The sequence below is a fragment of the Streptomyces sp. NPDC002690 genome (assembly GCF_053592415.1).
On record NZ_JBSFVR010000035.1, the window covers coordinates 23,869 to 36,896 of the forward strand.

The following is a 13,028-nucleotide window of genomic DNA, read 5'->3' on the forward strand; positions in this document are numbered from 1 at the left end:
GCAATGAAGCTCAGGAAGTTAAGGACACGGCCATGGCAACGGCGCCCAGCGTCTCGTACTCGATGACGGTCCGGCTGGAGGTGCCCGCGAGCGGCACCGCGGTCTCCCAGCTCACCACGGCCGTGGAGTCCTCCGGCGGCTCGGTGACCGGCCTCGACGTGACCGCCTCCGGCCACGAGAAGCTGCGGATCGACGTCACGATCGCGGCGTCCTCCACCGCGCACGCCGAGGAGATCGTGGAGGGCCTGCGCGCCATCGACGGCGTCCTGCTCGGCAAGGTCTCGGACCGCACCTTCCTGATGCACCTCGGCGGCAAGATCGAGATGGCGTCCAAGCACCCCATCCGCAACCGTGACGACCTCTCGATGATCTACACCCCCGGTGTGGCCCGCGTCTGCATGGCGATCGCCGAGAACCCCGAGGACGCGCGCCGCCTCACCATCAAGCGCAACTCCGTCGCGGTCGTCACCGACGGCTCCGCCGTCCTCGGCCTCGGCAACATCGGCCCGATGGCCGCGCTCCCGGTCATGGAGGGCAAGGCCGCCCTCTTCAAGCGTTTCGCCGGCATCGACGCCTGGCCGATCTGCCTGGACACCCAGGACTCCGACGCCATCGTCGAGATCGTCAAGGCCATCGCCCCCGGCTTCGCGGGCATCAACCTGGAGGACATCTCCGCGCCGCGCTGCTTCGAGATCGAGGCCCGGCTGCGCGAGGCCCTCGACATCCCCGTCTTCCACGACGACCAGCACGGCACCGCCATCGTCGTGCTCGCCTCCCTCACCAACGCGCTGCGCGTGGTCGGCAAGGCCATCGGCGACGTACGGGTCGTCATGTCCGGCGCCGGAGCCGCCGGTACGGCCATCCTGAAGCTCCTCATCGCCGCGGGCGTCAAGCACGCGGTCGTCGCCGACATCCACGGAGTGGTGCACGCGGGCCGTGAGGACCTGGTCGCCGCCCAGCCCGACTCGCCGTTGCGCTGGATCGCCGACAACACCAACCCGGAAGGCGTCACCGGCACCCTCAAGGAGGCCGTCGTCGGCGCGGACGTCTTCATCGGCGTCTCGGCCCCCAACGTCCTGGACGGCGACGACGTGGCCGCCATGGCGGACGGCGCGATCGTCTTCGCACTGGCCAACCCGGACCCCGAGGTGGACCCGACGATCGCCCGCGAGACGGCTGCGGTCGTCGCGACCGGCCGTTCCGACTTCCCGAACCAGATCAACAACGTGCTGGTCTTCCCGGGCGTCTTCCGCGGCCTGCTCGACGCCCAGTCGCGCACCGTCAACACCGAGATGATGCTCGCCGCCGCCGGTGCCCTCGCCGACGTCGTCGCCGAGGACGAGCTGAACGCGAACTACATCATCCCGTCCGTCTTCAACGACAAGGTGGCCGGTGCCGTCGCCGGTGCCGTGCGCGCCGCCGCCAAGGCGGCCGGGGGCGCCGACGCCGCCCCCGCCGGACAGCTCTGACCCGGAGCTCACCCGTACGACAGAGCGGCCCACGCGCGGCGCCCGGGCCCGGGTTCCGTGCGCGGGCCGCGCTTCTCCCGCGATGCGCCGTACGGCGCGTCGCGGGTCGCCGTGTCCCAAACGCGCCTTTAGGGTGGCGGGCAGCGGGTACACGACCGATCAGCGCTCGGGGCCCGGCATCCGCTGCGCACCGCTCCAGGAAGTCGACGGAACGTGACCATCGACGGACCGTGACGCTTTCCGTGTGACACCGGAGGGTTCCGGATTGGCTTTCCCGCCGCAGGTGGGGGCAGGATGCGTAATCGGGCGCGAGGGTCTGACATCAGACCCGGGTCCGGGGACTGTCAGAGGGCCCTGGCAGCATCGGCTTCGATCTCACGCCTCACAGGCAAGAAGAACACGGGAGTAACAACATGAACCGCAGTGAGCTGGTGGCCGCCCTGGCCGACCGTGCCGAGGTGACCCGCAAGGACGCCGACGCCGTGCTGGCCGCGCTCGCCGAGACCGTCGGTGAGATCGTCGCCAAGGGCGACGAGAAGGTCACCATCCCCGGCTTCCTGACCTTCGAGCGCACCCACCGTGCCGCTCGCACCGCTCGTAACCCGCAGACCGGCGAGCCGATCAACATCCCGGCCGGCTACAGCGTGAAGGTCTCCGCGGGCTCCAAGCTCAAGGAAGCCGCCAAGGGCAAGTAAGTCCACAGGCGCGTCGGAGGGCGGTCACCCGGACCAGGGTGGCCGCCCTCCGGCATATGCCTCCAGCCTGCTCGCGTGAGTGGGCTGAAGCCGCCCAGGCTCGCCCGTACGGGCCTGCGGCCCCCCTGCCGGACCCCGAGGTCGGCCAGGGGCTCCCGTGCGGCACAGCGGCCGTCTGGGGCGTTCCCGGGACCGGGTTGCGTGTACGGCCCACGTGTGTGGGCCCACGTCTTCGGGCCCAGTGCCCGGCGGGCCGCACGGCACACACGCGAGAAGCCCGCCGCCCCGGTCCCGCGCGATGCGGGCCGGGGCGGCGGGCTTCTCGGCCGGACGCGACCGTGGACGCGACCGTGGGGCAGGTCAGACCAGCGCGCCGCCGGGCAGCTCGACCTTGGCGCCGAGCTTTTCGAGCTTCTCCATGAAGTTCTCGTAGCCCCGGTTGATCAGGTCGATGCCGTGGACCCGCGAGGTGCCCTCGGCCGCCAGCGCCGCGATCAGGTACGAGAAGCCGCCGCGCAGGTCGGGGATGACCAGATCCGCGCCCTGGAGCTTCGTCGGGCCGGAGACGACCGCGGAGTGCAGGAAGTTGCGCTGACCGAAGCGGCAGTCGGAACCGCCCAGGCACTCGCGGTACAGCTGGATGTGCGCGCCCATCTGGTTGAGCGCCGAGGTGAAGCCGAGCCGGGACTCGTACACCGTCTCGTGGACGATGGACAGGCCGGTCGCCTGCGTCAGCGCCACCACCAGCGGCTGCTGCCAGTCGGTCTGGAAGCCCGGGTGGACGTCCGTCTCCAGCGCGATGGCGTTGAGCGGGCCGCCCGGGTGCCAGAAACGGATGCCCTCGTCGTCGATCTCGAAGGCGCCGCCGACCCTGCGGAAGGTGTTGAGGAAGGTCATCATCGAACGCTGCTGGGCGCCGCGCACGTAGATGTTGCCCCCGGTCGCCAGCGCCGCCGAAGCCCAGGAAGCCGCCTCCAGGCGGTCCGGGATCGCCCGGTGGGTGTACCCGTCGAGCTTGTCGACACCGGTGATCCGGATGGTCCGGTCGGTGTCCATGGAGATGATCGCGCCCATCTTCTGCAGCACGCAGATGAGGTCCTCGATCTCCGGCTCCACGGCCGCGTTGGAGAGCTCGGTGACGCCCTCGGCGAGCACCGCCGTCAACAGCACCTGCTCGGTGGAGCCCACCGAGGGGTACGGCAGCCGGATCTTCGTGCCGCGCAGCCGCTGCGGGGCCTCCAGGTACTGCCCGTCCGCCCGCTTCTCGATCGTCGCGCCGAAGCGGCGCAGCACGTCGAAGTGGAAGTCGATGGGCCGGCCGCCGATGTCGCAGCCGCCGAGACCGGGGATGAAGGCGTGGCCGAGGCGGTGGAGCAGCGGACCGCAGAAGAGGATCGGGATGCGGGACGAACCCGCGTGCGCGTCGATGTCGGCGACATTGGCGCTCTCGACGTGCGTCGGGTCCAGGACCAGTTCGCCCGGCTCCTCACCCGGGCGCACCGTCACGCCGTGCAGCTGCAGCAGACCCCGGACGACCCGCACGTCACGGATGTCGGGAACGTTGCGCAGCCTGCTGGGACCGCTGCCGAGCAGAGCGGCGACCATGGCCTTGGGCACCAGGTTCTTGGCGCCTCGGACGCGGATTTCGCCCTCCAGCGGGGTGCCGCCGTGGACAAGCAGGACATCGTCTGTGCCGGTCATGAATCTCGCGTTCCGGAGTGGTCGGGCAGGGGGCCGATGAAAAGGGTAATGGCCTCCTACCCTCCGCCCGGCAGGCGATGCGGCGTGTACCGGTGCGAGGAATTCGTCGTGACACGCTCCGCGCGCCGCCCCTCGCGCAGCGTCACCGCTCCGCGGCCTCCGGGGACGTGCGCTCCCCGTGCTCCCGCGCGCCCGAGCCATGGCCCCGGGCGTGGGTGCGCAACGGCCCTTTGGCCCCCGCGCGGGCCCGGGATGCGGGATCATTTCCCCATGACCGAGGTGTCCTCCCTCACAGGCCGGCTTCTGGTGGCCACGCCCGCTCTCGCGGACCCGAACTTCGACCGTGCGGTGGTGCTCCTCCTCGACCACGACGAGGAGGGCTCCCTCGGCGTGATCCTCAACCGCCCCACCCCGGTGGAGGTCGGCGACATCCTCGAACCCTGGGCCGGCCTCTCGGGCGCGCCCGACGTCGTCTTCCAGGGCGGCCCGGTGTCGCTGGACTCCGCGCTCGGGGTGGCCGTCATCCCCGGCGACGAGGGCCCGCTCGGCTGGCGCCGGGTGCACGGCGCGATCGGCCTGGTCGATCTGGAGGCCCCGCCGCAACTCCTCGCGGCGGCCCTCGGCTCGCTGCGGATCTTCGCCGGATACGCGGGCTGGGGCCCCGGCCAGCTGGAGACCGAGCTGGAGGAGGGCGCCTGGTACGTGGTCGATTCGGAGCCCGGCGACGTCGCATCCCCGCAGCCGGAGAAACTCTGGCGCGCGGTCCTGCGGCGCCAGCGCAGCGAACTGGCCATGATCGCCACGTATCCCGACGACCCTTCGCTGAACTGACGGCCGCGCTCTTCAGTACCCTTGGCGCTCATGAGCACTCTTGAGCCCGAGCGCGGGGCAGGTACGGGGACCCTCGTAGAGCCGACACCGCAGGTGTCGAACGGCGACGGCGACCACGAGCGCTACGCCCATTACGTTCAGAAGGACAAGATCATGGCGAGCGCCCTGGAGGGCACGCCCGTGGTCGCCCTGTGCGGGAAGGTCTGGGTACCGGGGCGCGACCCCAAGAAGTACCCGGTCTGTCCGATGTGCAAGGAGATCTACGAGTCCATGGGCGCCGGCGGCGGCAAGGACAAGGGCGGCAACGACAAGAAGTAGCCGCGGGCGGTCCTTTCCCCCCTCGTCGAGGAGCCGGGTTTTCCCCGGCCCCGGGAGCAACGGTCCCCGTGTCCCACCGGACACGGGGACCAGCCGTGCCCGCCGGTCGGTCGCCCGCGCCCGGCCGCCGTGCCCGTTCCCCGCGCCCGTCCTTCTCGCCGTCTCCTGGTCCGGACCATTGGTTCCGTTTCCGGCCGGTGTGATGAAGGATGCGCCCCATGTACACGGACACACTCAGCCCGGCAGGGGCCCAGGAGCCGGCCGGCACGGTCACGGCCCTCGGCCTCGTACCGGCGCCCGCCCGCGCCCGCACCGGCGACGACGCCCCGTTCGTCCTGGACGCGACCACCACCCTGGCCGCCGGACCCGGCACCGGCTCCACCGAGCGCTGGCTGCGGTCCACGCTCGGTGCGGCCTTCGGCCTCCCGCTCGCACCGGGACCGGCCGGCGGGCCGGGCGCGATCGAGCTGCTGACCGACCCCGGCCTGGAGCCCGAGGGCTACCGGCTGACGGCCGGGGCCACCACCGGCGTACGCATCACGGGCGGCGGCCCCGCCGGAGTCTTCCTCGGTGCCCAGACGCTCCGTCAGCTCCTCGGCCCCGGGGCCTTCCGCCGCGCCCCGGTCGCCCCCGACGCCCGGACCGCCGTCCCGGCCGTCGAGATCGAGGACGCCCCGCGCTTCGCCTGGCGCGGCTTCATGCTCGACGTCGCCCGCCACTTCACGCCCAAGGACGACGTGCTGCGCCACCTCGACCTGCTGGCCGCGCACAAGCTGAACGTCTTCCACTTCCACCTCACCGACGACCAGGGCTGGCGCGTCGAGATCAAGCGGTACCCGCGCCTCACGGAGCGGGGTGCCTGGCGGTCGCGTACCAAGTACGGCCACCGCTCCTCCGAGCTCTGGGACGAGACCCCGTACGGCGGCTTCTACACCCAGGACGACATCCGCGAGATCGTCGCGTACGCCGCCGAGCGGCACATCCGGGTCGTCCCCGAGATCGAGATCCCCGGCCACTCGCAGGCCGCCATCGCCGCGTACCCGGAGCTCGGGAACACCGACGTCACCGACACCGCCGCCCTCACGCCCTGGGACCGCTGGGGCGTCAGCACCCACGTACTCGCCCCCACCGAGGCCGTGCTGCGGTTCTACGAGGGCGTGTTCGAGGAGATCCTGGAACTGTTCCCCGCCGAGGTCTCGCCCTTCGTGCACGTCGGCGGCGACGAGTGCCCCAAGGACGAGTGGAAGGCGTCCCCCGCCGCGCAGGCCCGGATCGCGGAACTCGGCGTCGGCGACGAGGACGGCCTCCAGTCCTGGTTCATCCGCCACTTCGACCGCTGGCTCACCGCCCGGGGCCGCCGGCTCATCGGATGGGACGAGATCCTGGAGGGCGGCCTCGCCGAGGGCGCGGCCGTCTCCTCCTGGCGCGGGTACGCGGGCGGCATCGCCGCCGCCGAGGCGGGCCACGACGTGGTGATGTGCCCGGTGCAGCAGGTCTACCTCGACTACCGGCAGGACGGCGGTCCGGACGAACCGATCCCCATCGGGTACGTCCGGACCCTGGAGGACGTCTACCGCTTCGACCCGGTGCCGCCGGGCCTCTCCGAGGAGGCCGCCCGGCACGTCCTTGGCACCCAGGGCAACGCCTGGACCGAGGTCATGCACAACCGCGCCCGCGTCGACTACCAGGTCTACCCGCGCCTGGCCGCCCTCGCCGAGGTCGCCTGGTCCGAGCTGCCCGCCCCGGCCGCACGCGACTTCGCCTCCTTCACCGCCCGCCTGGAGGCGCACTACGCCCGGCTGGACGCGCTGGGCGTCGAGTACCGTCCGCCGGGCGGCCCGCTGCCGTGGCAGCGCCGCCCCGGAATCGGCGGCCACCCCCTTGAGGGCGCACCCCCGGTCGTGTGATTCCGCCCGCCCCCGAATTTGCCCCCGGCCGGGCGGAATCGAGGGGCGGGCCGGCCGCCCGTGAGGGCCGGGAGGCCGTTTCGGGGGGCGACCCTGGCGGTGCGCGAGTTGGCCGAAACTTTGCGTTCGGTCCGGAGCCCGTTCAGGTGCCCGGACCGCCCCGCACCACGTGCCGTCAGGGACGAACGGCTCTCCGCGACCCCGCGCGCGGCTCTCGGCGACGCGCCGTGGAGTGGCCATTCACACCCCGTACCGAAGTAGTACGAACCAGGATTTTCGGTCCTTTCGGTGACGGATACAACCTTCGTGGACCCTCGCGCCGGACCTGCCGGAAGATGTGCCAGAGTTGCCACGTCCGGGCTGTGAGCACGTACCGTACGGCGGAACGGGCCGGAGGGCCTGGACACCGGGAAGGGGCAGCTGGGTTGACCACGCACGCACCGCAGGCGACGCAGTCGGTGACAATGCCTGCATCGATCGACGAGGCTGTGGCAGCCCTCGGCGCCATGCCCGCCGCGGTTCCGGTGGCCGGTGGCACGGACCTCATGGCGGCCGTCAACCAGGGTCTGCTGCGCCCCTCGGGACTCGTCGGACTCGGCCGCATCAGCGAGCTGCGTGGCTGGAACTACCAGGACGGCCACGCCCTCCTCGGCGCCGGCCTCACCCACGCCCGCATGGGCCGCCCCGACTTCGCGGCCCTGATCCCCGCGCTCGCCGCCTCCGCCCGCGCCGCGGGCCCGCCGCAGATCCGCAACGCGGGCACCCTCGGAGGCAACATCGCGAGCGCCGCACCGAGCGGCGACACCCTGCCCGTGCTGGCCGCCCTGGAGGCCGAGCTGGTCATCGCCGGCCCCGGCGGACGCCGCCGCGAGATGCCGGTCTCCTACCTGCTCGCAGGCCGTGAACTGCTCGAACCCGCTGAACTGATCGCCTTCGTCCGGGTCCCGCTGCTGCACGCCCCGCAGGTGTTCCTCAAAGCCACCGGCCGCACCGGACCGGGCCGGGCCATGGCCTCCGTCGCGATCGTCCTCGACCCGGCCCGCCGCGGGGTGCGGTGCGCGGTCGGCGCCATCGCGCCGATGCCGCTGCGCCCGCTGGAGGCCGAGCAGTGGATCGCCTCGCTCATCGACTGGGACGGCGCACGGGGCCTGGCCCCCGACGCCCTGGCCGCCTTCGGCGAGTACGTCGCCGCGGCCTGCATCCCGGACCAGGTACCGTCGGCCGAGGGGGAGGCACCGCCACCGCTGCCACCCGCCGTTCTGCATCTGCGGCGCACCGTCGCCGCGCTGGCCCGGCGCGCGCTGGGGAGGGCACTGTCGTGAGCAACGAGAACAACCCCCAACAGCACGGACAGCAGGGGGAGTACGACCCTGAGCCGCGCTACGGGTCCTGGCAGCCGACGCGCCAGAGCGGCGAGTACGACGCGGACGCGACGGCCTTCGTCCAACTGCCGCCGGAAGACCTGGCCGACGCCCCGCTCGCGGCTCCCGGCCACGGTTACGTACCGCCGATGATCCTGCCGCTGACGCCCGCCGCCGGTCACGATCCGGCCGCCGGCGGCGGCTGGAACGCACGGTCCCAGCCGGACGAGCAGCCCTCCCGGTACGGCTCCGAGGGCTCCGGCACGCCCGGCGCGGTGCATTGGCCGGACCCGAACCAGCAGAGCCCGTACGCCCCGTACGAGCAGTCGGGCGCGCACCACACCGCGCAGTGGAACTTCACCGAGGGCTTCGACGGAACCGGCGCGACGGACGGGACCGGCCACGGCCAGGACACCGGCGTCCACCAGGCCGGTCCGGGAGGGTACGGACCCGACACCTCGGTGTACGGGTCGGACTCCGGCTCCGGCTACGAGGCGGCCCCGGCCCACGAGGGATACCCGCCGTACACCGCGCCGGGGGCCTACGAGCCGCCCTACGACGGCGAGCCGGGTGCCCGCGGCGCCGGTGACGGCCTCGGCCGGCAGACCCACCCGGACCACGCCGGCCACACCGGCCACACCGGCCACCTGGACACCTCCGGGTTCCAGGACCACGCCGGGCACGCTGATCACGCCGGGCACACGGACCACGCAGGGCACACGGACCACACCGGCCACCTGGACGCGTCCGGGTTCCAGGACCACAGCGGGCACACGGACCACACCGGGCACATGGATCTCTCCGGCCACGGCGACCCCGTCGGGCACACCGGCCAGTGGACGATCCCGGTCGCCGACGGGGACCTGCCGGACGAGTCCGGGGAGTTTGCCGCATCCCCGGCCCTCAACCAGTGGTACACCGGTGCCACCCCGCCGGCCACCCTCCCCGGCGGTGCCCCCGCGCCCTGGGCGACCCAGGAATTCGTCGTACCGGAACCGGAACCGCGGGCGGAAGCCGAGCGGGAGGCGGAGCCGGAGTCCGCACCGGAGCCCGCCCCGGCCGCGGACCCGCAGGACGTCCCCCCGGCCGAACTGCCCGACGCGCAGCCGGGTGGCGCCGGTGACGACCTCGTAGGGGCCACCGCCGAACCCTCGGCGGCCGAGGACGAGCCCGTACACGCGCCGGACGCGGAGGCCGCCCCCGACGCGCTCGACTCCCCGGACTCGGCGGACCTCGCAGGCCCGGCGGACCCGGCGGACCCGGTCCTCGGGGAGGGCGAAGTCCCGGCCGACACGGTCGAGTCGGCACCGGTCGAGTCGGCGCCGACCGAGCCCGTACCGACCGAGCCCGTACCGACCGAGTCCGTACCGACCGAGTCCGTACCGACCGAGTCCGTACCGACCGAGTCGACGCACGAGGAGTTCGCGCCCGAGAGCTTCGCGCCCGAGACCTTCGCGCCCGAGGGTTTCGCCGCAGAGGGGGCCCCGCTCGCGCCGGAGGCCGTCGTACCGCTGCCGAGCGAGCATCCCAGCGCCTCGTACGTCCTGCACGTCAACGGCGTCGACCGCCCCGTCGCCGACGCCTGGATCGGCGAGTCACTGCTCTACGTGCTCCGTGAGCGGCTCGGCCTGGCCGGCGCCAAGGACGGCTGCTCGCAGGGCGAATGCGGTGCCTGCAACGTCCAGGTCGACGGTCGCCTCGTCGCCTCCTGCCTCGTCCCTGCGGCCACCACCGCCGGCAGCGAGGTCCGGACGGTCGAAGGACTCGCCGTCGACGGCGAACCCTCCGACGTGCAGCGCGCGCTCGCCGCGTGCGGAGCCGTCCAGTGCGGTTTCTGCATCCCCGGCATGGCCATGACCGTCCACGACCTGCTGGAGGGCAACCACGCCCCCAGCGAGCTCCAGACGCGTCAGGCGCTGTGTGGCAACCTGTGCCGCTGTTCCGGTTACCGGGGCGTGCTCGACGCGGTACGCGACGTCGTGGCGTCCCGCGCCGCGAGCGCCGAGGCCGCCGCCGCGTCCCCCGCCCCGGACGCCGCCGAGGCGCGCATCCCGCACCAGGCGCCCCCCGGCGCCGGTGGCGTCCAGGGCCCGCCGCACCAGGGAGACGCGCGGTGAGCCCCGCCGCCCCCTCCCCGTCCGTCCGTACCGGTCTTCGCGCGTCCACCTCGACCGACGCGCGCCCGGCGCGCCGGCGTCACCACGACGCCACCCCTCAGGTTCACGTCACCGGCACCCCCTGCCGCCGCCGCGGCGGAGCGAACGACAAGGAGGCGGCGTGACCAGCGACGCGGCCACCGCGGCCAACGCGACCAGCACCACCCTGCCCCGGACCGACAGCGCGTCCGGTCCTTCCGGCACCCCCGTTCCCGAGGCGCCCGCGCACGGACTCGGCGCCTCGCTGCCGGCCGCCGACGCCCGCGCCAAGACCGAGGGCACCTTCCCGTACGCCGCGGACCTCTGGGCCGAGGGGCTGCTCTGGGCGGCCGTGCTCAGATCGCCGCACCCGCACGCCCGGATCGTGTCCGTAGACACCACGGCCGCCACCGAGATGCCCGGCGTGCGCGCGGTCGTCACCCACCAGGACATCCCCGGCGAGACCCTCTACGGCCGTCAGGTCGTGGACCGCCCGGTCTTCGCCTCCGACCTGGTGCGCCACCACGGCGAGGCCATCGCCGCCGTCGCCGCCGACCACCCGGACACCGCGCGCCTCGCCGCCGCCGCCATCGCCGTCGAGTACGAGGTCCTGGAGCCGGTCACCGACCCGGAGAAGGCGTTCGAGGCCGAACCGCTGCACCCCGACGGCAACCTCGTCCGCCACATCCCGCTCCGCTACGGGGACCCGGACGTCACCGGCGAGATCGTCGTGGACGGCCTCTACCGCATCGGCCGCCAGGACCCGGCGCCCATCGGCGCCGAGGCCGGACTCGCCGTGCCCCGGCCGGACGGCGGCGTCGAGCTGTACACCGCCTCCACCGACCCGCACACCGACCGCGACCTCGCCGCCGCCTGCTTCGGCCTGGAGCCCGACCGGGTACGGGTGGTGGTGACCGGCGTCCCGGGCGCCACCGGCGACCGCGAGGATCCCGGCTTCCAGATCCCGCTGGGCCTGCTCGCGCTGCGCACCGGCTGCCCGGTGAAGCTCGCCGCGACCCGCGAGGAGTCCTTCCTCGGTCACGCCCACCGCCACCCGACGCTGCTGCGCTACCGTCACCACGCGGACGCGGAGGGCCGGTTGGTGAAGGTGGAGGCCCAAATCCTGCTGGATGCCGGGGCGTACGCCGACGCGTCCTCCGAATCCCTCGCGGCGGCGGTCGCGTTCGCCTGCGGGCCGTACGTCGTCCCGCACGCCTTCATCGAAGGCTGGGCCGTCCGCACGAACAACCCGCCCTCCGGACACGTCCGGGGTGAAGGCGCGATGCAGGTGTGCGCCGCGTACGAGGGCCAGATGGACAAGCTGGCGGCCAGGCTGGGCATCGAACCCGCCGAGATCCGGCTCCGCAACGCCCTGTCCACCGGCGACCTCCTGCCGACCGGCCAGACCGTCACCTGCCCCGCCCCGGTGGCCGAACTCCTCGAAGCCGTACGGGACTTCCCGCTTCCCGTGCTGCCGAAGGACACCCCCGAGGAGGAGTGGCTGCTGCCCGGCGGCCCGGAGGGCGCCGGCGAGCCCGGAGCCGTACGCCGGGGTGTCGGGTACGCGCTGGGCATGGTCCACATGCTGGGGGCGGAGGGCACCGACGAGGTCTCCACCGCCACCGTGCGCGTCCACGACGGCATCGCCACCGTGCTCTGCGCGGCGGTCGAGACCGGCCAGGGCTTCACCACCCTCGCCCGCCAGATCGTGCAGGAGACCCTCGGCATCGACGAGGTCCACGTCGGCGCCGTCGACACCGACCAGCCGCCCGCCGGACCGGCCACCCACGGCCGGCACACCTGGGTCTCCGGCGGGGCCGTGGAACGCGCCGCGAAGATGGTGCGCACCCAGCTGCTCCAGCCGCTGGCCCACAAGTTCGGCATGTCCGTGGAGCTGCTCCAGATCGCCGACGGCAAGATCACCTCGTACGACGGGGTGCTGTCCACCACGGTCGCCGAGGCGCTGGACGGCAAGGAACTCTGGGCGACCGCCCAGTGCCGCCCGCACCCCACCGAGCCGCTGGACGAGTCCGGCCAGGGCGACGCCTTCGTCGGGCTCGCGTTCTGCGCGGTCCGCGCGGTGGTCGACGTCGACATCGAGCTCGGCTCGGTCCGGGTCGTCGAGATGGCCGTCGCCCAGGACGTCGGCCGGGCCCTCAACCCGGCGCAGCTCGCCGCCCGCATCGAGGCGGGCGTCACCCAGGGCATCGGCGCCGCGCTCACCGAGAACCTCCGGACCGCCAAGGGCCTGGTCCGCCACCCCGACCTCACCGGGTACGCGCTGCCGACCGCCCTGGACGCCCCGGACATCCGCATCGTGAAACTGGTCGAGGAGCGCGACGTGGTCGCCCCCTTCGGTGCCAAGCCCGTCTCGGCGGTCCCCGTGGTCACCTCCCCGGCGGCGGTGGCCGCCGCGGTCCGCGCCGCGACCGGCCGCCCGATCAACCGGCTCCCGGTCCGCCCCCAGGCGGCGGTGGCGGCGGCCCCGAAGGGCTGAGGGTCCACGACCGCGGCCGGTCCCCGCGCTCCGGCGTGGGGCCCGGCCCGGGGGCCGGGCCCGCACACCCGGTAGCGGGCGTCCCCGCCCCCAGGGGGCGGCGGCCGCCGTGGG

The 13,028-nt window shown here is 73.5% G+C and carries 9 protein-coding genes; 8 read left to right on the plus strand and 1 reads right to left on the minus strand.

Annotated elements, in window-relative coordinates; translation table 11 throughout:
- Window positions 1–32 precede the first annotated feature (32 nt).
- Both ACWD3D_RS07715 and ACWD3D_RS07720 read left to right on the plus strand, forming a co-directional pair.
- Window positions 33–1,469: a malic enzyme-like NAD(P)-binding protein gene (locus ACWD3D_RS07715; protein ID WP_451460010.1), complete on the plus strand. Its 1,437-nt coding sequence runs from the start codon at window positions 33–35 to the stop codon at window positions 1,467–1,469.
- A 413-nt stretch (window positions 1,470–1,882) separates the two neighbouring features.
- Window positions 1,883–2,164 (plus strand): HU family DNA-binding protein, encoded by a 282-nt coding sequence (locus ACWD3D_RS07720; protein ID WP_451460011.1) that lies wholly within the window; start codon window positions 1,883–1,885, stop codon window positions 2,162–2,164.
- Window positions 2,165–2,524: 360 nt separating this feature from the next.
- On the opposite strand, the gene murA is transcribed toward ACWD3D_RS07720, so the two are convergent.
- Window positions 2,525–3,865 carry a UDP-N-acetylglucosamine 1-carboxyvinyltransferase gene (gene murA / locus ACWD3D_RS07725; protein ID WP_451460012.1) on the minus strand — a complete coding sequence of 447 codons (1,341 nt, stop codon included), beginning with the start codon at window positions 3,863–3,865 and terminating at the stop codon, window positions 2,525–2,527.
- Window positions 3,866–4,135: 270 nt separating this feature from the next.
- Between murA and ACWD3D_RS07730 the strand changes: the two genes are divergently transcribed.
- The 6 genes from ACWD3D_RS07730 (at window position 4,136) to ACWD3D_RS07755 (ending at window position 12,914) form a co-directional block, all read left to right on the plus strand.
- Window positions 4,136–4,696, plus strand: coding sequence for a YqgE/AlgH family protein (locus ACWD3D_RS07730; protein ID WP_387373087.1), 561 nt, complete (start codon window positions 4,136–4,138; stop codon window positions 4,694–4,696).
- Window positions 4,697–4,726: 30 nt separating this feature from the next.
- On the plus strand, window positions 4,727–5,014 hold the full coding sequence (locus ACWD3D_RS07735; RefSeq protein WP_328721419.1) for a DUF3039 domain-containing protein: 288 nt from the start codon (window positions 4,727–4,729) through the stop codon (window positions 5,012–5,014).
- A 218-nt stretch (window positions 5,015–5,232) separates the two neighbouring features.
- Window positions 5,233–6,921 carry a beta-N-acetylhexosaminidase gene (locus ACWD3D_RS07740; protein ID WP_451460013.1) on the plus strand — a complete coding sequence of 563 codons (1,689 nt, stop codon included), beginning with the start codon at window positions 5,233–5,235 and terminating at the stop codon, window positions 6,919–6,921.
- A 425-nt stretch (window positions 6,922–7,346) separates the two neighbouring features.
- Window positions 7,347–8,243, plus strand: a complete 897-nt coding sequence (locus ACWD3D_RS07745; protein WP_386889566.1) for an FAD binding domain-containing protein — start codon at window positions 7,347–7,349, stop codon at window positions 8,241–8,243.
- Complete coding sequence (locus ACWD3D_RS07750) at window positions 8,240–10,399, plus strand: 2Fe-2S iron-sulfur cluster-binding protein (protein WP_451460014.1); 2,160 nt, start codon at window positions 8,240–8,242, stop codon at window positions 10,397–10,399. Before ACWD3D_RS07745 ends, ACWD3D_RS07750 begins: the two co-directional genes overlap by 4 nt.
- Before the next feature lie 160 nt (window positions 10,400–10,559).
- Window positions 10,560–12,914, plus strand: coding sequence for a xanthine dehydrogenase family protein molybdopterin-binding subunit (locus tag ACWD3D_RS07755; RefSeq protein ID WP_451460015.1), 2,355 nt, complete (start codon window positions 10,560–10,562; stop codon window positions 12,912–12,914).
- Window positions 12,915–13,028 lie beyond the last annotated feature (114 nt).

Coding starts and splice junctions, on each gene's coding strand:
- ACWD3D_RS07715 (WP_451460010.1), top strand. CDS start 33: ATGGCAACGGCGCCCAGCGTCTCGTACTCGATGACGGTCCGGCTGGAG.
- ACWD3D_RS07720 (WP_451460011.1), top strand. CDS start 1,883: ATGAACCGCAGTGAGCTGGTGGCCGCCCTGGCCGACCGTGCCGAGGTG.
- murA (WP_451460012.1), bottom strand. CDS start 3,865: ATGACCGGCACAGACGATGTCCTGCTTGTCCACGGCGGCACCCCGCTG.
- ACWD3D_RS07730 (WP_387373087.1), top strand. CDS start 4,136: ATGACCGAGGTGTCCTCCCTCACAGGCCGGCTTCTGGTGGCCACGCCC.
- ACWD3D_RS07735 (WP_328721419.1), top strand. CDS start 4,727: ATGAGCACTCTTGAGCCCGAGCGCGGGGCAGGTACGGGGACCCTCGTA.
- ACWD3D_RS07740 (WP_451460013.1), top strand. CDS start 5,233: ATGTACACGGACACACTCAGCCCGGCAGGGGCCCAGGAGCCGGCCGGC.